The organism is Roseovarius sp. MS2, from assembly GCF_051447875.1.
Taxonomy (GTDB): Bacteria; Pseudomonadota; Alphaproteobacteria; order Rhodobacterales; family Rhodobacteraceae; genus Roseovarius; species Roseovarius mucosus_A.
The window spans coordinates 1,884,791-1,905,191 of sequence record NZ_JBKHVF010000001.1 but is presented as its reverse complement, the minus strand read 5'-3'; the positions used below and the strand labels follow the sequence as shown (position 1 = coordinate 1,905,191).

Annotated in this window: 20 protein-coding genes; 8 read left to right on the top strand and 12 right to left on the bottom strand. The window is 57.1% G+C overall.

Features of this window, described 5'->3' with window-relative positions; all coding sequences use genetic code 11:
- Nucleotides 1-92 precede the first annotated feature (92 nt).
- The gene (locus ACLGGT_RS09425) at nt 93-1,004 is read right to left on the bottom strand and encodes a DMT family transporter (protein ID WP_008283122.1); all 912 of its coding nucleotides are present in this window, start codon (nt 1,002-1,004) and stop codon (nt 93-95) included.
- Nucleotides 1,001-1,516 carry a MarR family winged helix-turn-helix transcriptional regulator gene (locus ACLGGT_RS09420; protein WP_422002981.1) on the bottom strand — a complete coding sequence of 172 codons (516 nt, stop codon included), beginning with the start codon at nt 1,514-1,516 and terminating at the stop codon, nt 1,001-1,003. The genes ACLGGT_RS09425 and ACLGGT_RS09420 overlap by 4 nt, the downstream gene beginning before the upstream one ends.
- 330 nt (nt 1,517-1,846) lie before the next feature.
- Between ACLGGT_RS09420 and ACLGGT_RS09415 the strand changes: the two genes are divergently transcribed.
- Genes ACLGGT_RS09415 through ACLGGT_RS09390 form a run of 6 tightly spaced genes read left to right on the top strand, consistent with a single transcriptional unit; the run spans nt 1,847 to nt 7,572 of the window.
- On the top strand, nt 1,847-2,725 hold the full coding sequence (locus ACLGGT_RS09415) for a glycine betaine ABC transporter substrate-binding protein (RefSeq protein WP_008283120.1): 879 nt from the start codon (nt 1,847-1,849) through the stop codon (nt 2,723-2,725).
- A gap of 58 nt (nt 2,726-2,783) precedes the next feature.
- On the top strand, nt 2,784-4,304 hold the full coding sequence (locus ACLGGT_RS09410; RefSeq protein ID WP_437195828.1) for an HAL/PAL/TAL family ammonia-lyase: 1,521 nt from the start codon (nt 2,784-2,786) through the stop codon (nt 4,302-4,304).
- Nucleotides 4,301-4,930, top strand: a complete 630-nt coding sequence (locus tag ACLGGT_RS09405) for an ABC transporter permease (RefSeq protein WP_375554298.1) — start codon at nt 4,301-4,303, stop codon at nt 4,928-4,930. The genes ACLGGT_RS09410 and ACLGGT_RS09405 overlap by 4 nt, the downstream gene beginning before the upstream one ends.
- Entirely contained in the window at nt 4,930-5,586 is a 657-nt protein-coding gene (locus ACLGGT_RS09400; protein WP_008283117.1) for an ABC transporter permease, read from the top strand. The genes ACLGGT_RS09405 and ACLGGT_RS09400 overlap by 1 nt, the downstream gene beginning before the upstream one ends.
- On the top strand, nt 5,586-6,530 hold the full coding sequence (locus ACLGGT_RS09395) for an ABC transporter ATP-binding protein (RefSeq protein ID WP_037298920.1): 945 nt from the start codon (nt 5,586-5,588) through the stop codon (nt 6,528-6,530). The genes ACLGGT_RS09400 and ACLGGT_RS09395 overlap by 1 nt, the downstream gene beginning before the upstream one ends.
- A 37-nt stretch (nt 6,531-6,567) precedes the next feature.
- Nucleotides 6,568-7,572 (top strand): ornithine cyclodeaminase family protein, encoded by a 1,005-nt coding sequence (locus ACLGGT_RS09390; protein ID WP_008283115.1) that lies wholly within the window; start codon nt 6,568-6,570, stop codon nt 7,570-7,572.
- Between the two features lie 61 nt (nt 7,573-7,633).
- On the opposite strand, the gene ACLGGT_RS09385 is transcribed toward ACLGGT_RS09390, so the two are convergent.
- From ACLGGT_RS09385 to ACLGGT_RS09375, 3 genes are all read right to left on the bottom strand, one after another.
- On the bottom strand, nt 7,634-8,446 hold the full coding sequence (locus ACLGGT_RS09385; protein ID WP_437195827.1) for a phosphate/phosphite/phosphonate ABC transporter substrate-binding protein: 813 nt from the start codon (nt 8,444-8,446) through the stop codon (nt 7,634-7,636).
- Nucleotides 8,447-8,535: 89 nt separating this feature from the next.
- Complete coding sequence (locus ACLGGT_RS09380) at nt 8,536-9,423, bottom strand: LysR substrate-binding domain-containing protein (protein WP_422002994.1); 888 nt, start codon at nt 9,421-9,423, stop codon at nt 8,536-8,538.
- Nucleotides 9,424-9,432: 9 nt separating this feature from the next.
- Nucleotides 9,433-10,461, bottom strand: a complete 1,029-nt coding sequence (locus ACLGGT_RS09375) for a YeiH family protein (RefSeq protein ID WP_422002996.1) — start codon at nt 10,459-10,461, stop codon at nt 9,433-9,435.
- A 519-nt stretch (nt 10,462-10,980) separates the two neighbouring features.
- On the opposite strand from ACLGGT_RS09375, the gene ACLGGT_RS09370 reads away from it, so the two are divergent.
- Nucleotides 10,981-11,670: a UTRA domain-containing protein gene (locus tag ACLGGT_RS09370; RefSeq protein WP_008283111.1), complete on the top strand. Its 690-nt coding sequence runs from the start codon at nt 10,981-10,983 to the stop codon at nt 11,668-11,670.
- Nucleotides 11,671-11,714: 44 nt separating this feature from the next.
- On the opposite strand, the gene hutU is transcribed toward ACLGGT_RS09370, so the two are convergent.
- From hutU to hutI, 4 genes are all read right to left on the bottom strand, one after another.
- Nucleotides 11,715-13,382 (bottom strand): urocanate hydratase, encoded by a 1,668-nt coding sequence (gene hutU, locus ACLGGT_RS09365; protein WP_008283110.1) that lies wholly within the window; start codon nt 13,380-13,382, stop codon nt 11,715-11,717.
- Nucleotides 13,383-13,457: 75 nt separating this feature from the next.
- Complete coding sequence (locus tag ACLGGT_RS09360; RefSeq protein ID WP_157667274.1) at nt 13,458-13,769, bottom strand: N-formylglutamate amidohydrolase; 312 nt, start codon at nt 13,767-13,769, stop codon at nt 13,458-13,460.
- Entirely contained in the window at nt 13,766-15,304 is a 1,539-nt protein-coding gene (hutH, locus tag ACLGGT_RS09355) for a histidine ammonia-lyase (RefSeq protein WP_437195826.1), read from the bottom strand. The genes ACLGGT_RS09360 and hutH overlap by 4 nt, the downstream gene beginning before the upstream one ends.
- Nucleotides 15,301-16,512: an imidazolonepropionase gene (hutI, locus tag ACLGGT_RS09350; RefSeq protein WP_437195825.1), complete on the bottom strand. Its 1,212-nt coding sequence runs from the start codon at nt 16,510-16,512 to the stop codon at nt 15,301-15,303. The genes hutH and hutI overlap by 4 nt, the downstream gene beginning before the upstream one ends.
- Nucleotides 16,513-16,596: 84 nt before the next feature.
- Here hutI and ACLGGT_RS09345 point away from each other — a divergent pair, with 84 nt between their 5' ends.
- Nucleotides 16,597-17,955, top strand: coding sequence for a formimidoylglutamate deiminase (locus ACLGGT_RS09345; protein WP_437195824.1), 1,359 nt, complete (start codon nt 16,597-16,599; stop codon nt 17,953-17,955).
- On the opposite strand, the gene ACLGGT_RS09340 is transcribed toward ACLGGT_RS09345, so the two are convergent.
- From ACLGGT_RS09340 to ACLGGT_RS09330, 3 genes are all read right to left on the bottom strand, one after another.
- Nucleotides 17,916-18,503, bottom strand: coding sequence for a HutD/Ves family protein (locus ACLGGT_RS09340; RefSeq protein ID WP_437195822.1), 588 nt, complete (start codon nt 18,501-18,503; stop codon nt 17,916-17,918). The genes ACLGGT_RS09345 and ACLGGT_RS09340 overlap by 40 nt on opposite strands.
- A gap of 259 nt (nt 18,504-18,762) precedes the next feature.
- On the bottom strand, nt 18,763-19,344 hold the full coding sequence (locus ACLGGT_RS09335; RefSeq protein WP_437195820.1) for a TetR/AcrR family transcriptional regulator: 582 nt from the start codon (nt 19,342-19,344) through the stop codon (nt 18,763-18,765).
- Nucleotides 19,345-19,604: 260 nt separating this feature from the next.
- Complete coding sequence (locus ACLGGT_RS09330) at nt 19,605-20,378, bottom strand: haloacid dehalogenase type II (RefSeq protein WP_437195818.1); 774 nt, start codon at nt 20,376-20,378, stop codon at nt 19,605-19,607.
- Nucleotides 20,379-20,401: the final 23 nt, after the last annotated feature.

The window sequence follows — 20,401 nt, the reverse complement described above, 5'->3', positions numbered from 1 at the left end:
CCCGTTCTGAGGGCGGGCACCCTCAGGTCCGGCAGGAAACCCGCTGGGGCGTAGCGGAACGACGAAAACTGCGAACGGACCTGTTGTGATCATCAGCCACCACGGGATCTGAGCAAGGCAACAAGCGACACAATTACAAGCGTCATGCCCAGCAACTGGCTCAGCACAAGGCGTTCACCCAGGAAGACAATGCCGCCAAAGACGCCGAAGATGGGTGTTGTCGTCAGGAACATGCCCGCCAGCCCCGGTGCAATCCCTTTCAGTCCTACAATGTAAAGCCAGAAGGCGAGGGCGTACTGGATCAGGCCCGAAAGGATGGCGAGGCCCAACGCGGGCAAAGTCACCGACGCTGGAAGCGACTGCCAACCCGCAAACAAGGCAAATGCGCTTAGGATTACGACCAACCCAAGGCCAGCGGTTTGCTGCAACGCAGTCAGAAGGACCGCAGGCATCGTCACGGCAAGCTTGCTGGACGCCAGAACATAGGCAGCCGCAAGCGCTGTCCCGAAGAGGACCAACCCATCGCCCAAAACCGACCCGCCCCCAAGACCTGCAGGATCGGTCAAGGATACCAGTGTCACGCCTATGACTGCAGTGACGATCGCCACGATCGCCCTGAGGGTTGGCCGGGTCCGGAACAAAAGCCATGCGCCGAGAAAAATGAACACGGGCTCGAGGGCTGCGATGACCGAGGCATTGCCCGCCGTGGTCAGGGCAAGGCCCGGAACACCGACGGCATAGGCTAATCCGGGTTCAAGAACGCCCGTGGAGCCAGCCCGCACCATCGGTCGAAAGGCCAAAAGAGACGTGGAAGAAAGAAGAACAGCAGTCCAAAGCGCGGCAACACTGGCCACCAATTGTATGACCAGCAAGATGAAGGGATCGAAAGCATCAAGCGCCCCTTTGGTCATGACGGTCGCGCCCCCCCAGCACGCCGCTGAGCAGAGCATCGCCGCCACGGCAACCGAGCGTGACGGGACAGGATGGCTTATGGCGTCGGTCATGCGCGTGACAGCGCGACGGCCTGAATTTCGACGGGGCAATCATCCTGCCCGCAGACCCCTTCGTCACAGAAGCGGCAAATGTGATCCGCACTTTGGCGGCTTTTCGTCAAGGCGGCGAGGATACGGGAAAGTGCGACCTCCAGCGTTGCCCGTTCCATGGGCGTAAGTCCCTCGGTCAACGGAATCAGTATCTCGCTCTGCGCCTTTCGCAGATCCGCATAAAGCCTAAGACCTTTAATGGTCAGCGAAACCGCAACTTCGCGCCGGTCCTGCCCATCGCCGCGCCGTGCCAGTCCCTTGTCCGCCAAGCCATCAATCAGCCTTACTGTCGCCGAATGGCTAAGCCCGATAATCCGCGCAAGTTCCGACAGAGTAAGTGCGGAATGCTGGCCCAAGGTCAGAATCGCACCTGTGGTTGATGGTTTTAGATCCGCATGCCGTGCCATCGACATCGCCTGAGCATCCGAGATGGCCGTGGCTGCTGCGTTGAGCAGGTTTGCTAGTCTGTCCATGGTGAGTCTCTGCTTTATATGTATGCATCATGCATATATAATCAAACAGCGGTGTGTCAAGCGACCTGCATGGCTTACGGGTGCCATCGGTCTTGCCTGCCCCCTTGCACCATTCGCGACATCACTTGGGCGATGAGGTAAAATCGCCAGCGCCATTTTATGCTTGCCTTAAATACATTTATGTCCATACATAAAAGCAAGAGTCAGATCCTTCATGAAAGACTTAGCTGTAAATTCCAGCAGCCTGGGCGTGGGCGCATACTCTTGATCCAAAGGTAACCTTCGAAGGGGCCAAAGAGCTTGCCTTCGATCCGAACAGGGAAATCTCCAATGAAAAATCTTGTGACAACTCTGGCAACATCCGCGGCGCTGTTCATTGGGCAAGGGGCGCAAGCAGATAATTTTGTCGTTGGCACCAAGAACTTCACCGAACAATTCATTCTTGGTGAAATCTATGCTGCTGCGCTGGAAAGCATTGATATTCCAGTTGAGCGCAAGATCAATCTTGGGGGTACGCTGATTGCCCATGCGGCGCTCACGGGTGGGGATATCGACATGTATCCCGAGTACACCGGCACGGCCCTGTCTGCGGTTGTCAAAGGCGAGATGTCTTCTGACGCACAGGTCGTGTATGATACGGTGAAAAGCTACTATGATACAGAATTGGATCTAAAGTGGCTGGAGCCTGCCCATATCAACAACGGCTATGCCATGTTGGTGCGCCGGGAAACCGCTGAGAAGTACAACCTCAAAACACTGTCCGACCTAGGCGTTGCAGCGCCAGAGCTGTCCATTGGCGGAGGGCCGGAATTTCCTGACCGTGCTGACGGGCTCGTCGGTCTGCGCAACGTCTACGGGGCCGAGTTTCGTGAATTTCGCATGTTTGCAAAACTTGGGCTGCGGTACGATGCCTTGGCTGCGGGTCAGATTGACGTGAACAACGGGTTTGCGACTGATTGGCAGATTGCAGCTGAAGACTATGTCGTAATGGAAGACGACAAAGGGCTTTTCCCCCCGTATTTCGTGGCACCCGTCGTTCGCAAAGACGCGCTTGAAGAGTTTCCGGGGGCCGAGGAGATGCTGAATCGCGTCTCTGATCAGCTGGACAATGACATCATGCGGACCCTGAACAAGCGGGTAGAGGTCGGGCGTGAAGAAGCGCGCGATGTGGCACAGGATTTCCTGAAATCCGTTGGCATTATTGACTAAGGAACGTGCAAGGCAGGTATGATCCTGCCTTGCGTTTCTAACTGATCGGACCCTTTTCATGATACTCAATATCGACTCTCGGGGAGTGTCGGCGCGCACGATTTTCAAGATCGCTCATGGCTTCACACCGGTAAGTATTTCCCCCAATGCCGCCAAAGCAATCGCAGCAAGCTATTCATGCTTGCAAGAGCATGCGGCCAGTGGCCAAGCGATTTACGGCGTGAGTACAGGTCTTGGCGCGGCCGTGGATACGGTCATGAAGGTGCGCACGGGCGATGACCAGCATTTGATTCCAAGCGCGCGGGCCGTTGGGGTAGGTCGTATCGCCACCGAGGTCGAAACCCGCGCCATGATCGCCACGCGTTTGTCGCGTGTCTGCGTTGGTCATTCTGGAATGTCCTACGCTGTGGCCGCTGCATTGGCAGGGATGCTCAATCACCGTATTGTGCCCCGCGTTCCGATGCTTGGGTCTGTCGGAGAGGCAGATTTGGCCCCGATGGCCCATATCGCAGAAGTTCTGACCGGTAGAGGCACTGTTATCCGCGCTGATGGCAGCCTGACAGACGGGCGTACCGCTTTTCTTGAGGCCGGACTAGAGCTGCCAAAATTTGGTGTCAAAGACGGGCTTGCGCTGGTGTCATCGAATTCAGCCGCCCTTGGGCTTGCCGCGCTTGCCATCGCGGATGTTCAGCGTGTCTTTGCCGCGCAAGTGGCCGCAGTGGCATTAAGCTATGAAGGGTTTCGCGCCAGTATCGCGCCACTCGCACCCGCAGCGACGGCGCTGCGACCAGCCCCGTATCAGGGCACAATTGCCGAAAGCCTATTGTTCTTACTCGAAGGCGGCAATCTGATGGAGCCCACAGCACAGCGGCGGCTGCAAGACCCTTTATCGCTGCGTTGTGTCAGTTCGGTTTTCGGTGCGGTGCAATCCACAATTTGTCACGCCCGCGACGCCGTTGCCTTGGAACTTGCGACCAGCGACGACAATCCTGCGGTCAATACGGCGCTTGATCTCGTGTTGCCCAACGGGAATTTTGATCCGACCCATGTGGCCCTTTCCTTTGATACAATGGCACTGGCCCTAGCGCGTCTTGCCGCGATGACGGGCGAGCGGATCATGAAGATGATGTCCGCCGAAATGTCTGATTTACCGCGGTTTATGGCACCTGACGTGGGCGGTTCCAACGGTTTCGCAACAGTGCAGAAAACCGTTTCCGCACTGGTCGCAACGATCGGGCAACAGGCCATGCCGATGCCATTTGCCGCGATCCCCGTCGCGGATCGGGTCGAGGATTACGCATCTTTGTTGATGCCCGGCGTTGAGAAATTCTCGGCCATCGTGGAGAACCTGCGCTATCTTGTCGGGATCGAATTGATGGTTGCGGCGCAAGCGGTTGATTTGCGAACAGGCATAACTTTGGGGCAAGGCACGGCAGCGATCCAGCAAGCAGTAAGGGCGCTTGTTGCGCCATTGACCCAAGACCGTGCAGCCAGTCCTGATATTGTCGCTCTGGCCGAGGCGATCCAGCAACAAAGGTTAGGCCCGATCCTCACTGAACTAGAGGAACAGCTTTCGTGAATTGGTGGCCCTACAACCTCGACCGGATCGGAATCGCTTTACTAGAGCATTTGTACCTTTTGATTGTGCCAATCACGATCGCCTTTGTGATTTCCTTGGCCGTTGGTATCTACAGCGCCAAAAAACCTAGGCTTTACAGCTTCATCATGATCGTGACGGGCATTCTCTTTGCGATCCCCAGTCTGGCCCTATTTGCGCTTTTCATTCCAATTTTCGGCATTGGCACAATTCCTGCGATCATTGGGCTGGCGGCCTATTCGCTGATGATCATGATCCGAAACATCGCGACAGGCTTCCAGAATTTGCCGCCCGAAGTTATCGATGCCGCACATGGCATGGGCTACGGGCGTTGGCGGCGGATTTATGAGATCGAATTGCCTCTTGCACTGCCATTCATCATTGCAGGGCTTCGGATTGCGTCAGTCACCGTGATCGGGATTGCCACCATCGCGGCATATATCAATGCCGGTGGGCTAGGCACGATTATCTTCGAAGGCCTCGATCAACGCTATCCCGAGAAGATTCTTGTCGGTGGGGCGCTCACCTCGGCTTTGGCCTTGTCAGTAGATTTCTCCCTTTCGACCATTGAACGTAAGCTGCGCAAAACAACCGGAGGGGCCATGTAATGAACCTGCTTGACGCATTCACTTGGTTCCTTGCTCATAAATCCACCTTTATGATCGCGCTGAACCAGCATTTATGGATGTCTGCTGTGGCCATGTCTATCGGGGCGGCGATAGCCATTCCGTTGGGGTTCTTGGTGGCACATTCACGGCGCGCATCTTTCGTTGCGATCAATATCGTGGGCGCCATTCGGTCGATCCCTAGTCTTGCGATCCTGTCGGCGGCGTTGCCGCTTTTGGGGATTGGCTTTCTTCCTTCGGTCGTTGCACTCATCGTGCTTGCGGTGCCTCCGATGTTGTTGAACACGGTTGTGGGCGTGGCCGAGGTTGACCTAACAGTCACCGATGCCGCAACCGGCATGGGCATGAGCCGTTTGCAGATTGCGCTGCATATCGAGTTGCCATTGGCCTTGGGGCCGATCATCTCGGGCGTCAAAATCGCTTCTATTCAGGTTATTGGCGGTGCAGCATTGGCCTCATTTGTCGGGGGCGGTGGTCTGGGTGATTTCATCAGCACCGGTATCGCGATCATGGATATGCCACGGTTGCTGGTCGGCGCAGTTCCTATCGCTCTCCTGGCGATTGCCGCTGAGGTTGGGTTTAGCTTTTTAGAACGCCGCGTGTCGTACCGAAACGTCAACCTTTCAGGAGAGCCGTGATGATCGAGCTTAGGAACGTCACCAAGACCTATAACAGTGGCGGCCGTCCCGCTGTTGACGACGTCAGTCTGCAAATCGAAACCGGCACCACGGTGGCACTGATCGGGCCGTCGGGCTGCGGCAAGACCACGACCATGCGGATGATCAATTGTCTTCAAGTGCCAACATCAGGGCAAATTCTGGTCAATGGGCAAGACGTGACCAAGGTTGATCCGCAGGTCTTGCGGCGCTCTATTGGTTACGTGATCCAACAGGTCGGTCTGTTCCCGCATATGACGATCTCAGAGAACGTGGCGACGGTGCCACGCCTATTGAAACATGATCCAGCCAAGATCCGGAAGCGGGTGAATGAGATGTTGGAACTTGTCGGGCTGGACCCTGACGAAATGGGACCGCGGTTGCCAAACGCGCTGTCAGGTGGTCAACGTCAGCGGGTCGGGTTTGCCCGTGCGCTGGCTGCGGACCCCGAGGTGATGCTAATGGATGAACCTTTTGGCGCTATTGATCCGATCACCCGCAGCAAGGTTCAGACAGAATTCAAGGAAATCCTGAAAAAGACAAACAAGACAGTGGTGATGGTCACCCATGATCTGGACGAGGCGCTTAAGATGGGCGACCGCGTTGCGATTATGCGGGATGGCAAATTGCTGCAATATGATGCGCCGATTGATATTCTGGCGCGTCCCAACAGTCTTTTTGTGGCGGATTTCCTTGGTACGGATCGTGCGCTGAAACAGCTGAACCTGATTTCAGTGCGTGACAGGATGACCCCTGCGACGAGCACCGATTTTCCAACCATCGCCCCAAGTGCCAGCTTGCATTTTGCGCTGTCAGAAATCCTCGCCCAAAAGGTCGAGGGCCTGATTGTCCGCGAAGATGGGGGCCCTGTTCTTGGCTTTATCAACCGTGCTGCGGTGCTGGGCCCAGTGGCTCTTGCCTCTTAGTGCCGTTACAACTTCTCTCTTTCCGAAAGGCTTCAACATGACCGAGATCTGGGTCGACTATCTTAACGCACTGGACATTGCAGAACTTGCCCTGACCGACGATGAAATCCTGGCGGCGGTTGAATCCGCGCTGATTGCACAAGGCAACAAACAGACTGTCATCGAACCGCGTGTGCATCTGGTTCCTGAAAGTTCGGACAAAGGGCATTTCAATGTCCTGCGCGGCTATGTGAAATCGCTCGGGGTGGCGGGCGTCAAAGTGGTCGGCGACTTTGTTGACAATTACAAAGTGGGTTTGCCGTCGGAACTGGCGATTTTGAATCTGTTCAGTCCCGAAACCGGTGTGCCCCTTGCTATTATTGACGCCACGGCGATCACCGACATGCGGACCGGGGCTGTGACAGCGCTTGGGGCCAAACATCTGGCGCGCAAGGACAGCAAGATTCTGGGCCATGTGGGATCGCGTGGCACATCCTATTGGAACGTGCGTTTGTTGAACCATCTGTATGATTTCGATGAAATCCGCATCCACTCCCGTCGGCCAGAAAGCCGCAATGCGTTTGGCGAAAGACTGGAAAAGGATCTGGGTAAAAAGATCATCGTCACCGACAACTGGCAGGATTGTCTTGAAGGCGCGGATATTCTGATCGAGGCGACACGGCTACCAGAGCCTACACCCATGTTCAAAACCGAATGGATCAAAAAAGGTGCCTTGGTGATCCCTTACGGCACTATGAGCGCGGTTGAATTTGATCTGACCGATATCATGGACAAGATGTTGGTGGATGACTGGGGTCAATGTGGTCCGGGGCGTCCCTACGGTTCACTGCGCGCCCATGTGGATGCTGGGAAACTGTCCGAGGAAACCCTGCACGCCGAATTGGGCGAGGTCGCCGCAGGACTGAAACCGGGCCGTGAAAACGACGACGAAACGATCTTGTTCTGGCATCGTGGTCTTAGCAGCACCGACGTGGCACTTGGGGCGGCTTTGGTGGCCAAGGCTAAGGCCAATAACATCGGCCAGAAAATTCGGTTCCGCTAAACTTTGGCAGAGCGTCTTGGCGTAAAGAAAGGGCACCATTGGTGCCCTTTTTCTGTCTGGATCAGCAGGGCTCGTGATAGCCTGCGGCCATTGCCTCGGCGTGCCACTGGTCGGTAACGGCATAGTCTTTGCGGCTTGGGATCGCAAACCCGCTCAGGCACAGGTCTTTCAGGTAAGGGGCCAGTTGCGGTGAATCGGCGGCTTGGGCAAAGGCCTCGCCTAACTTGGCAACGATTTCTGGGGCAATTTCTGGGGCGGCCACCAGCAGCGGTATGGGCGAGGCTGGCGTCTGGGCAATGACCCGAATACGGCGCGCGGTGTCCGGTTCATGGCGGGCCAGCAGGCTGTGAAAATAACTGTCGAGCGGGGCAACATCAGCGCGGCCCTCTAGAATGCTATTCAACGAAGCGCGGGGGGTGACAACCGGACCGATGCTTTCAGAATAAAGGCGTTCCTGCCCGTTCAGGTGATCCAGCAACAGTTTGCGCGGGGCGTTGAAACCCGAGTGCGAGCCACGATCTGTCCAGGCAATCCGCCCGCCAAACGTGTCTTGCAGGCGGTTAAAAGGGGCTGCATCCGACACCACCAGATTGGTGCAATACTGCGGCCCTGTCAGCGGGTGCAGCGTTGCGTGGTATTCGGGAATTGGGGCCGCGACGATCTGAAATGCGCGGGTGGCACGCTGAAAGGGCCAGCCGCACATGAACACGCAGGCCAGATCCGTGCGGGCCCACAGCAGATCAAGCGGGGCGGGCGCTGCGTAGTCGATCACATCCAATGGCACCCCAGCGATAGCGGCTGTGTGTTCAAACAAACTGCGCCAGTGACTGCTCAGGGCAGGATTCAGATTATACATTCGCGAGCAGGCAATCATCTGGGGCTCTCTTGTTCACCTTCGGGTGGCTTCTGGGGGGGCCGGGGCTTAGCGCTTCAAGTATTCAGAACAGTTCTACATGCGTGCCGTCAGATCAAAGCGGGATTGGAACCAGCTTTGATTTGACGGACAAAGGCCTGCACCGCACTGCTGCGATGGCGCTGTGTGGATAGCACCATCGTCAAGGCGCGGTCTGGCTGGGGGGATGGTCGAATGGCGATCTCGGAGGATTGGCCTAGAAACCCCGCCGCAAGACGCGACATTAAGGCAACGCCCAGCCCGTCAGAGACAGCGCTCGCGATCGCCTCGTTGCTGGGCAGCACCAATGCGATGCGAATGTCCGACAGGGTCAGCCTGTAATGGCTCAGGAATTCCAGCAGCATGGCGCGGGTGCCAGAGCCTTCTTCGCGGATCACCCAAGGCAGGCTCATCAGCATGGCGCGGTCGATCTGCAGGCCAATCTCGCGGGAGCCGATGAGAACCATCTGGTCAGTTCCGACTTGCGTGGCCTCCAGCCCGTCCATGGTGACGGGGGATTCGATAAAGCCCAATTCGGCTTTGCCTGAGGTGATCCAGTCCATCACCCGATCCGAATTGGTGATTTCGACCGAGAGGTCGATGTCGGGATTGCTGGAATGGAAGCTCATCAATTGGCGAGGCAGCCAGTAATTTCCCACGGTCTGACTGGCGACCAGTTGGATTGAACCTCGGCGTAGAGTGCTAAGGTCTTCGAGAACCCGTTCGGCTTGTTGGCTGCGGTTCAGGATGTCTTTGGCCTCGGTCAGAAACACAGCTCCGGCGGGGGTCAAGGCGATGCCGCGCCCCACCCGGTCAAAAAGTTGCACATCATGGCGTCGTTCCAGCGCGGAAACCGCAGCGCTGACAGCGGATTGCGACAAGCGCAGCACTTCGGCGGCGCGGGTCATGTTCAGCTCCGTGGCCACTGCAACAAAGATGCGAAGTTGTTCAAGTGTCATGCCAGCGGTTTACGGGAAGAGGGCAAGGGCCAGCAAGAGGCCAGCGCCTGAAACAAAACAGCAGGACACAGCCGCCAACACCAATGGGCGCGGACCACGGGCCAAAAGGGCGGGGAAGCGGGTTTGAAAGCCGATCGCCGCCAGCGATGTGGCAAGGATACAGGCGGTCAGCGTGGCAAAGTGGGCCCGCAGATCAGCGGGGATATCCAGAACAGAATTGACCCCAACCATGGCCATGAAACCCAGCACGAACATGGGAAAGGGCGCGCGCTTGCTGGAGGCGTCTTGGTGGCCCTTGTTAAACAGCGCACCCACCAGCAGCAAGACCGGCACCAGCATCAGCACGCGTGCCAGCTTGACCATCGTTCCGACGGCTCCGGCATCCTCGTCGTGTTGAAACGCAGCGGCAACGGCTTGGGCGACCTCGTGGATCGTACCGCCCGTCCAGAAGCCGTGGACCATCGGGCCAAAGTTCAAATAGGCGCTGGTCATCGGCAAAAGCGTCATTGCGACAGAGCCGAACAAGGTGACCATTGCAACGCCGTAGGCCACGTCTTCGTCTTTGGCGGAAATGGTGGATGCGGTTGCCAGCACCGCAGAGGCCCCGCAGATTGAAGTGCCCGAAGCGATCAGCACGGTTAGGGATTTTTCAACACCTAAAAGGCGGCCCACCCAGACGGTAAACCCCATTGTCCCCATTACCAGCGCCACCAACGCCGCCAAGGGCAACAAGCCCAAGGCCAACATATCGCCGAGCGTGACCTGCAAGCCGAGCAGGATAATCCCAAAGCGCAGCAGGGGGCGAGACGCGATTTGCAAACCGGGCAGGCTTGCTTTGGGGGCGGGGATCGCATTGCCGATCACCATGGCGATCAAAATGGACAAGATCGGAAGCCCGATTGTCGTGGCCAGCCCAAGATGGTGCAGCAGGGCTGCAAGCCCCGTAATCCCCACGGCAATAACCACCCCAAACGCGTTGCGCGTGATGAAATGCCCAAACCCGAGGGCCTGTTGGCGGGGGGATATTGTGGTGATCATGGGATGCTCCGTTGGATATCAGGAGCGGGGTACCATGGCAAAACTCATTATAAAAACATATTAATTTTATGATTTTAATTTATAAAAATGGTAGATTGATGGAAACCTGAGTTGAGACGCGATGCGTCGGCAATCTCTTGATAACTGATTAGAAAACCAGTCGTATTGGCGTGGTTTGTCGGCCCATGCCGCTTTTTCTGCTGCAAAACGCCTTGGGGATCGACCGAACTGAGCAAGGTGGCTTAATGCAGGCTGGCCGGATTTCACCGGTCAGATGATCACAAAACCTAGGCCCAGCCACGCGCTCGGACCCTGGATCAGGTAACTTGGCAATGTCAGATGTCTGGATTAACATCACTATGAGGAGAACAGGTGTCCGGCGGTAAGCGCAGCACACCTGTGAGACCACTTAGTCTTTATTTTGCAACCGGTTTTCACAGGCTGGGTCAATCCGTACCCGGGCGAGAAATCTGCGAAGGTGCAAATGAAATAGTCGCAAGGCATGAGAAGTACTCAGTTATGAAAGTCACTTACAAAGAGGTCAAAGCCGACATTCTCGGCAAGATTATAAAGGGCGATTGGGCACCAGGCAATTTGGTGCCAAACGAAGTCGATCTTGCCGAGACTTATGGCTGTGCGCGCGCGACAGTGAACAGGGCGATGCGCGAACTCTCTGACGAGGGGATCATCGAACGACGGCGCAAAGCCGGCACGCGCGTGCGCATGTCACCAATCCGGCAGGCCCGCTTTGACATTCCACTTGTGCGCGACGAGATTGAGGATAAGGGCGCGTCCTATCGGTATTCATTGTCCAGCCGCGTTGTCGAAGTGGCACCAGACTGGTTACGCGCGCGGCTCAAATTGCCGGAGGAAGGCAGAGTGCTGCATCTTGTGTGCATGCATTACGCTGACTGTATCCCTTATGAGCACGAAGACAGGTGGATCAATCTGACCGCTCTGCCAGCAGCGGAATTTGTCGATTTCTCAGAATGCGGCCCAAGCGAATGGTTGGTCGCAACGATCCCGTTCTCTGAAGCCGAAATCAACCTGTCAGCCGGATCGGCAGATCAGAGTTTGGCGGATTATCTGGCATGCTCGGTAGGAGATCCGGTGTTCAATATCGAACGCTCGACATGGTGGGAAAGCGACGCGGTGACCTATGTGCGTTTCTCATACCGCCCCGGCCATCGCCTGACGTCTCGCTACTAGGCTGGGCCTGCGCTGCCGCCGTGACGCGGCAGCGCAGGTGATCGTCAAAGAATGCCGGGCAGGTTCAGCCCATTTTCGCGGGCACAGTCGAGCGCGTCTTCGTATCCCGCATCGGCGTGGCGCATAACGCCAGTCGCCGGATCGTTCCAAAGCACGCGCGCGATCCTGCGGTCTGCATCCTCGGTGCCATCACAGCAGATCACCATGCCGGAATGTTGCGAGAACCCCATGCCTACGCCACCACCGTGATGCAAGGATACCCACGTTGCTCCTGAAGCGGTGTTCAAAAGAGCGTTGAGCAAAGGCCAGTCCGACACAGCGTCCGAGCCGTCTTTCATCGCCTCGGTTTCGCGGTTGGGCGATGCCACCGAGCCTGAATCCAGATGGTCACGCCCGATGACGATGGGAGCGGAAAGCTCGCCGTTGCGCACCATCTCGTTAAAGGCCAGCCCCAGCTTGTGACGCACCCCCAGACCGACCCAGCAAATGCGGGCAGGCAGGCCCTGAAAGGCGATCCGTTCGCGGGCCATGTCCAGCCAGTTGTGCAGATGTTTGTCCTCGGACAGAATTTCCTTCACCTTGGCATCTGTTTTATAGATGTCTTCGGGATCGCCAGACAGTGCCGCCCAACGAAACGGGCCGACCCCGCGGCAAAACAGCGGGCGGATATAGGCGGGAACAAAGCCGGGGAAGTCGAACGCGTTGTCCAGACCTTCTTCCTGCGCCATCTGGCGGATGTTGTTGCCGTAATCGACAGTCGGGACACCTGATATATGAAAATCGCACATGGCTTTAACCTGCACTTTCATGCTGGCGCGCGCGGCCTTTTCAACTTCTTTCGGGGCGCTTTCACGCTTCTCTTTCCACTGCGCCATGGTCCAGCCTTGGGGCAAGTATCCGTTGATCGGGTCATGGGCGGATGTCTGGTCTGTGACGATGTCGGGTCGAATGCCGCGCTTCACCAACTCGGGAAACACATCCGCAGCATTGCCCAGTAGACCGACCGATTTTGCCTCGCCCGCAGCGGTCCAGCGCTGGATCATGGCCAGCGCTTCGTCCAAGGTTTCGGCCTTTTCGTCGACATATCTAGTGCGCAGCCGGAAATCGATACTGTCGGGGTTACATTCGACCGCAAGACAGCAGGCCCCCGCCATCACAGCCGCCAAAGGCTGGGCGCCGCCCATTCCGCCAAGACCACCAGTCAAGATCCATTTGCCTTTGAGAGAGCCGTTATAGTGCTGGCGGCCAGCCTCGACAAATGTCTCGTAGGTGCCCTGAACAATGCCTTGCGACCCGATGTAAATCCACGATCCCGCGGTCATCTGGCCGTACATCGCCAAACCCTTTTTATCCAACTCGTTGAAGTGGTCCCAAGTGGCCCAATGCGGCACAAGGTTGGAGTTGGCGATCAGCACCCGCGGCGCATCCTTGTGGGTTTGAAAGACGCCGACAGGTTTACCCGATTGCACCAGCAGGGTCTGGTCTTCTTCCAACTCGCGCAGGGAGGCGACGATCATATCGTAGTCCTTCCACGTCCGCGCAGCACGGCCGATGCCACCGTAAACCACCAATTCGTGCGGGTTTTCGGCGACGTCAGGGTGCAAGTTGTTCATCAGCATCCGCAAGGGGGCTTCCGTCAGCCAGCTTTTGGCCGTCAGTTTTGTGCCAGTTGCCGGGTATATGTCACGGGTGTTCTTGCGCGGATCGGTCATGATGTGCCTTTCTGGGTCGGTTCTAGAGGTGGGGCCAAGGCGGCCAGCTGTGTCAAAATGCTTGAGTGGACGCGGCTAAGGCGTCCGGATGTCATGCCCGTCGAAATCGGTCAGCGGCACAAGTCCGGTGGTGTTCTGAGCGGGAGAGAGCAAGGCCCCCAAAGGATCACGGATGGTATCTAGAGCGGGCCGGTGGAAGGTCGCACGCCCCGAGCTTGCGCCAGATAGCAAACCGTCATGGCACCTGTGACGGTGCCAGTCCATATCTTCCAACCCACAGCTTCGGGCGATCGAAGCGACAGACATTTCCCACGGCACAAAGGTGCCCGTATGCGGTAGGCCTAACGTCATCGGCGTCTTGCCTTGATGGATTTCAACGGCGGTCACGCGATGAGTTCCGGCATGTCGATGCCTGCAGCGTTCACGATGTCACCCGAGGCAATCATCACGGCGGCGCGTTCCAGATCGGGCGCGAGATAGCGGTCCTCGCCCAGCGCGGCCACGTCTTGGCGCACCCGAGCAACCACCCGTTGCAACGTATCGCTTGTAGCGAGCGGTGCGCGGAAGTCGATGCCTTGCGCGGCGCAGAGCAATTCCACACCAAGAATACGTGCGAGATTTTCGTTCATTGCTCCCAGACGGCGTGCGCCATGGGCGGCCATGCTGACGTGATCTTCCTGATTGGCAGAGGTGGGTGTGCTATCGGTGACGCAGGGATTTGCCAGATGTTTGTTTTCGCTCATCAGGGCGGCCGTTGTGACCTCGGCAATCATATAGCCACTGTTCAGCCCCGGATTTGGCGTGAGGAACGGTGGTAGATTGAAACTGAGCACCGGGTCCACGATCAGAGCAACGCGGCGTTGCGCAATCGCCCCAATCTCGGCAATCGCGAGCGCGATCATATCGGCGGCAAATCCGACAGGTTCGGCGTGAAAGTTGCCCCCCGATACGATCAAATCCGCCTCGATCAAAACCAGCGGATTATCAGTGGCGGCATTCGCCTCGATCCCCAGAGTGCGGGCCGCCATGCGCAGCACATCCATCGCCGCCCCCGTCACCTGTGGCTGGCAGCGGATGCAATAGGGGTCTTGAACCCGGGCATCCCCCACGATGTGGCTCTCGCGGATTTCGGATCCGGCCAGCAAGGCGCGCATGGTCTCTGCGGCCTGTATCTGGCCGGGATGGCCTCGCAGGGCGTGGATTTCCGGCTGCAATGGCGCGGTAGACCCCATGATGGCGTCAGTCGACAAGGCGGATGTGACCAGTGCCGAATGGGCCGCGCGCCATGCGCCGAAAAGGCCCGCAAGCGCAAAGGCCGTCGAGAATTGGGTGCCATTAATCAAGGCCAGCCCTTCTTTGGGGCCAAGCACAAGAGGAGCAATACCAGCTGCGGCCAAAGCTTCGGCACCGGGCAATATCTTACCCAGATACTCGGCCTCGCCATGACCCATCATGACAGCCGCCATATGCGCAAGCGGAGCCAGATCCCCCGAGGCACCAACAGAGCCTTGCGCCGGGATCACAGGCGTCACGCCCTTGGCCAGCATCTCCTCAATCTGTGCCACAACCTCTAACCGCACCCCCGAGGCACCGCGCCCCAAGCTGAGCAATTTGAGAGCCATCAACAGGCGCGTCTCGCGTCGTGAAATCGCAGGGCCAACACCGCAGCAATGGGACAAGATCAGGTTGCGCTGCAGGGTTGTGGTATCTTTGCTCGCAATCTTGACCGAGGCAAGTTTGCCAAACCCGGTATTCACACCGTATACCGCATCTGTCCCTGCAACAGCCTTGGCGATCCGCGCATGAGCGCGCTCGATCGCTGGATGGCAGGCCGGATCAAGCCGGACCGAGGCTTCGTTCCAATAGATGTCAGCGAGATGATCCAAAGTAACAGCGCCGGGGGTGAGGGTGAGTGTGGTCACAACGTCCCTCCGAAAATGCGGGCGTGAAGGGGATTAAAGCCGATGCGATACGAGAGTTCGGCAGGGTGTTTGATGTTCCAAACTGCCATGTCGGCGCGCATTCCGACGGCGAGGGTGCCCGCGTCGGATAGCCCCAAAGCCCGCGCAGCGTTTTGAGTGACGCCGCGCAGAGCTTCTTCGGGGGTCATCCGAAACAAGGTGCAGCCCATGTTGAGCGTCAGTAGCAACGAATTTAATGGGGAGGAACCGGGGTTGATGTCTGTTGCCAAGGCCATAGGCACCCCATGTTTGCGCAACAGGGCGATGGGCGGGGCTTGGGTCTCTCGCAATGTGTAGAATGCACCGGGCAGGATGACGGCAACCGTCCCAGCTTGCGCCAGTGCTTCTACGCCGGCCTCATCCAGATATTCGATATGATCGGCTGACAGCGCTCCATAGCCCGCCGCCAGTTTCGCGCCGCCAATGTTTGAAAGTTGCTCTGCATGCAGCTTGACAGGCAGGCCTAAGCTGCACGCCACATGAAAGACCCGGGCAATCTGAGCAGGCTGGAACGCGATCCCCTCACAAAAACCGTCGACAGCGTCGACCAGTGCTTCGGCGTGGGCTGCACGCAAGGCAGGGATGCAGACCTCATCTATATAAGCATCGTCCCGACCCGCGTAGTCCGCAGGTGTGGCATGCGCCCCGAGAAACGTAGTTTTGACCCGAACGGGGCGCTTGTGGCCGATCGCGCGGGCCACGCGCAACATCCGCAATTCGGTTTCGATATCAAGACCGTAGCCGGATTTGATTTCGATGCAGGTGACACCTTCGGCGATCAAAACGTCGACACGGGCAAGTGCGGTGGTCAACAATTCTTCGTCGGTGGCCGCACGCGTGGCCTTTACCGTCGATACAATTCCGCCACCCGCCCGCGCGACATCTTTATAGCTCGCTCCGTTGAGGCGCATCTCGAACTCGACAGCGCGGTTGCCACCGTGGACGATATGGGTGTGGCAATCAATCAAACCCGGTGTCACGACGCGCCCACCAAGGTCAATCTGGGGAAACGAGTTATAAAGCGATGGTAAGGCCTCACGTGAGCCGAGCCAGTCAATCAACCCATCGACAACGACAACTGCTGCATCCTCGATCCAGCCATACTTAGGGCCTGAGTCGCAAAGGCTTGCGAGATTCAAATTCACAAAAACTTTGCTATTCTCCGTCATTTCGGGCCACCGCTGCTGAAATTTCACTTTAATGGTATGTATAGTTATGTTTTATGTCTATACATAAAAACCGAGGGACGTGAAATGATTTTTGCACGACGAGCCATGCTTGCAACGGGGTGGGCCAGCAATGTCCGTTTGGACGTGTCGCATGGTCGGATCACCGCGCTCGAAACAGATCAAAAAACCAAGCAAGGCGATACCACGGTTGATACGCTATTGCCCGCGCTGGCAAACTTGCACAGCCACAGCTTCCAGCGTGCGATGGCGGGGATGACCGAATTCCGGATGGCGGGCAAAGACAGCTTTTGGACATGGCGTGATCTGATGTACCGTTTCACTGCCCATCTGACGCCAGAGCATGTCGAGGCGATTGCGGCGTTTGTCTTTCTGGAAATGCAGGAAGCGGGTTACGCCAGCGTCGGCGAGTTTCACTATCTACATCATCAGCCCGGCGGCATGCCCTACGAGGATCTCGGCGAACTTTCGGCCCGCATTGCAGCGGCTGCCGCAGCTACTGGGATCGGGCTGACCCACCTGCCAGTGCTCTATACATACGGGGGGGCTGGTCAGATGGCACTGACAGCGGGGCAGGCGCGTTTTGGCAACTCCGTGGATCGCTTTAACGACCTTGTCGCGCGGGCCAGAGGCGCCATTGCTGATCTGCCAAAGGATTGTCGCGTGGGTATTGCGCCACATTCCTTGCGGGCCACCTCACCTGATGATCTCAAGACGGTTCTTGCGGCCCATGAAGCGGGGCCGGTTCACATTCACATCGCGGAACAACCCCAAGAAGTGGCAGATATCCAAGCAGTGCTTGGGGCACGGCCTGTTGAGTGGTTGTTGGCGAATGCAGAGGTCAACGCGGACTGGTGCCTGATCCACGCCACCCACATGACGGATGCAGAGACCGTGAACATGGCAAGGTCTGGCGCTGTCGCAGGGCTTTGCCCGATCACAGAGGCAAATCTGGGCGATGGCCCCTTTAACGGGCCAGCCTATCTGAATGCAGGCGGGGCGTTTGGAGTGGGCTCGGATTCAAATGTGCTGATTTCGCTCACCGAAGAGTTGCGCACCTTGGAATATTCCCAGCGCCTGCGCGACATCGCGCGCAATGTCTTGGTTGTGGGAGAAGGCTCGGTTGGGGAAACCCTCTACTGCGGGGCTGCGAAAGGCGGTGCGCAGGCTTTGGGGCGTGGCACCGGCGATATCTCGGTCGGAGCATGGGCGGATTTGGTGGCGGTTGATAGTGAAGCGCCTGCATTATGCGCCTTGAAGGAACATCAATTGCTGGATGGCTTGGTCTTTGCCGCCAAAGACGAGATAGTAACAGATGTCTGGTCAGGGGGGCGTCATGCGGTCAAACAGGGCAAACACATCCACCGCGATGCGATCACCGCCGCCTATCGCTCTGCGATGCAAAGCCTGATGGCCTTGCTTTGATCCGGATAGGTCAGGCGGATTTCTAATAGCGCGGCGTCTTCTGTCAGTGTCAGCGCGACGTTTGGCGTTGTGACAAACACGGTGTCGCCTGTGGCAACCGCCACCCCATCAATCTCGGGTGCTCCACTAAGGACATGGAGCACCATGAGCCCGTGATCGGGGCGGGTGATATCACCAATCAGCGGCCCACGCCGCGTCAAAACCTCTCCTTCACATGATCGCGGATCAAACATGAGGTTTAGGTCGGTAAGCGGCCCATTGGCCAAACGGGCATAAACTTTCAGCCCCCCGTCAAAGCGGATCGGCTCCCAAGTGCGGGCCTCGATAGACGAGGTCGGTGTATCCAGTGTCATAGTCCCGCCAGAGACCACGGTCAGAATGCGCACCATACCCGCGAAATCGGAAAATGGACCGTCCTGAGAAACATCAGCGCGGCTGAGTGTCCATGCGGGCTGGTCAAGATACAGGCCCTTCGCGATGCTGCGCGTGACGCCGCCACCGTTCTTCCATGGGACATCAATCAAAGCGCCGAATTTCAAAGTTTGCATGAAAAACCTCTCTCTCTGTCACTCAACAGCACGCATAACCGCGCCCTGCCCTCTTTATCAATGATGTGACACCTCTCATTAAGTCTAGACATTAAATCTCAATACGCGCCTTTTGAGGCCTGACAAAAGCGCGCATTCGATCACATGGCGAAAGGGTCAGAAACTTTGGCCCATACGAGCGGCAATCACAAAACCACGTGGTGACCACACCGGCGCGCCAAAGGCCCGGATACATTCTCATCCTCTTCAGAGAACCACCCTAGTTTGCGGCGAGACGTGGTGAAACCAACGAAGATATGGAAGCGTCGATGATTGTTTGAAGCGTCTCGCGGTTCGGCGAGGTCTTGGCAAAGACGTTCAGACCCTGTGCAATGCACAGAAGATATTTTGCCTGGCTCTCGGGGTGTTCAAAGGAATCGCGCTGCAATGCCTCGCGAAAGGCGATTTCCAGGCGGGTCAGATGATCCAACATGAGCTGGGCAACGTCGTCGTCCACCTCTTTCAGCTCAACGAAGGCGTTTGTTCCCAAGCATCCCCAACGCCGGTTTCCGTTGACGATACCGTTCGCGATAAAGTCGAAATAGGCGCGAATTCCGTCTAGGCCGCATGGGTTGGTTTCCAGCAATTCAAGGCCCGGACGGTTCATACTGTCCAGGTACCGCCGGATGACAGCCAGAAACAGCCCATGCTTGCTGCCGAATGCCGCATAAACACTTCCGGGGTTTAGCCCCATCGCATCACAGACGTCCTGAATTGACGCACCAGAATAGCCACGACGCCAGAAAACTTCGATCGCGCCATCAAGCACTTTTTTTTCATCGAACTCTCTATGACGGCCCATTCCGATACCAGATTTCCCAATGCTTTTGCTTAGATGTATACACTATCTATGGCAAAGCGAGCGGATGGTATAGAGGGCGGACCTACCAAGGTTTGATCTGAGCGGTTCGCGGGCCGGTAAAACAGGACGGGTCCCTGCAAGGCCATAGCGCATGTTCCAACCCGTCACAGCTTGGGCCTTGCCATAGTCGCCTATCCGCGAATGGCCAACTGGCAACGTCCCAGCAACCACGCGCGGCACCCTCATTGATCACTTTGCCCCTATGCCCTCAACGACGCGGGTGCCGCAGCTTTGTCCGCCCGGTCGATAAGTCCTGCCAGATCATTCAACGATTTCAGTCGGTAATCAGGCTCCATCCCAAAGCTTTCCATCTGCATGCGCAGCAGTTTGAACATCGTTGTCGGGCCAACCACCGCGGCAGAAGAAATTTCCTCTGCCAACGCCTCGGGGGTTACGCGTTCAATCCAGGCAACCCGAAAGCCGAAATTCTTGGCGGCGCAGGCATCAAAAGCGTTGGATGACACGAAAATCGTATTCTCCGGCTTAACCTTCAGGACAGCCTCCACCAACTCGTAGGCATCTTTGTGCGGCTTGAAGATACCGGCCTTGTCGATGCTGATGACGGATTGCAGTTTTGCATCGAGCCCAGAGTTTGAGACCAGAGCATCAAGTATCTCTTGGTTGCCGTTCGACAGGATAGCGAGCGGCACGCCTTCCAGCGCATCAAGGGCCGTCAGGCAATCGACATGCGGATCAAGATGCAGGTATTTGTCCATTATCCGGTCGCGCACGGCCTTTTCGGCGGTCACACTGATGGCGTTGAGCGTATAGTTTAGCGACTCTTCGGTGATATCCCAAAAGCTGCGATAGCTGCCCATCATCGAGCGAAGCCATGTGTATTCCAACTGCTTAAGCCGCCAGACCTGGGTGATCAGTTCGCCGTGCTCGGGGAATTCCTGATTGGTGATCTGCGAGACAGATTGAACGTCAAAGAGTGTTCCGTAGGCGTCAAAGACAAAAGCGTCGATAGTCATGTTCGTTTCTCCTGATATTGGGA

Coding starts and splice junctions, on each gene's coding strand:
- ACLGGT_RS09425 (WP_008283122.1), bottom strand. CDS start 1,004: ATGACCGACGCCATAAGCCATCCTGTCCCGTCACGCTCGGTTGCCGTG.
- ACLGGT_RS09420 (WP_422002981.1), bottom strand. CDS start 1,516: ATGGACAGACTAGCAAACCTGCTCAACGCAGCAGCCACGGCCATCTCG.
- ACLGGT_RS09415 (WP_008283120.1), top strand. CDS start 1,847: ATGAAAAATCTTGTGACAACTCTGGCAACATCCGCGGCGCTGTTCATT.
- ACLGGT_RS09410 (WP_437195828.1), top strand. CDS start 2,784: ATGATACTCAATATCGACTCTCGGGGAGTGTCGGCGCGCACGATTTTC.
- ACLGGT_RS09400 (WP_008283117.1), top strand. CDS start 4,930: ATGAACCTGCTTGACGCATTCACTTGGTTCCTTGCTCATAAATCCACC.
- ACLGGT_RS09395 (WP_037298920.1), top strand. CDS start 5,586: ATGATCGAGCTTAGGAACGTCACCAAGACCTATAACAGTGGCGGCCGT.
- ACLGGT_RS09390 (WP_008283115.1), top strand. CDS start 6,568: ATGACCGAGATCTGGGTCGACTATCTTAACGCACTGGACATTGCAGAA.
- ACLGGT_RS09385 (WP_437195827.1), bottom strand. CDS start 8,446: ATGATTGCCTGCTCGCGAATGTATAATCTGAATCCTGCCCTGAGCAGT.
- ACLGGT_RS09380 (WP_422002994.1), bottom strand. CDS start 9,423: ATGACACTTGAACAACTTCGCATCTTTGTTGCAGTGGCCACGGAGCTG.
- ACLGGT_RS09375 (WP_422002996.1), bottom strand. CDS start 10,461: ATGATCACCACAATATCCCCCCGCCAACAGGCCCTCGGGTTTGGGCAT.
- ACLGGT_RS09370 (WP_008283111.1), top strand. CDS start 10,981: ATGAAAGTCACTTACAAAGAGGTCAAAGCCGACATTCTCGGCAAGATT.
- hutU (WP_008283110.1), bottom strand. CDS start 13,382: ATGACCGATCCGCGCAAGAACACCCGTGACATATACCCGGCAACTGGC.
- hutI (WP_437195825.1), bottom strand. CDS start 16,512: ATGACGGAGAATAGCAAAGTTTTTGTGAATTTGAATCTCGCAAGCCTT.
- ACLGGT_RS09345 (WP_437195824.1), top strand. CDS start 16,597: ATGATTTTTGCACGACGAGCCATGCTTGCAACGGGGTGGGCCAGCAAT.
- ACLGGT_RS09340 (WP_437195822.1), bottom strand. CDS start 18,503: ATGCAAACTTTGAAATTCGGCGCTTTGATTGATGTCCCATGGAAGAAC.
- ACLGGT_RS09335 (WP_437195820.1), bottom strand. CDS start 19,344: ATGGGCCGTCATAGAGAGTTCGATGAAAAAAAAGTGCTTGATGGCGCG.
- ACLGGT_RS09330 (WP_437195818.1), bottom strand. CDS start 20,378: ATGACTATCGACGCTTTTGTCTTTGACGCCTACGGAACACTCTTTGAC.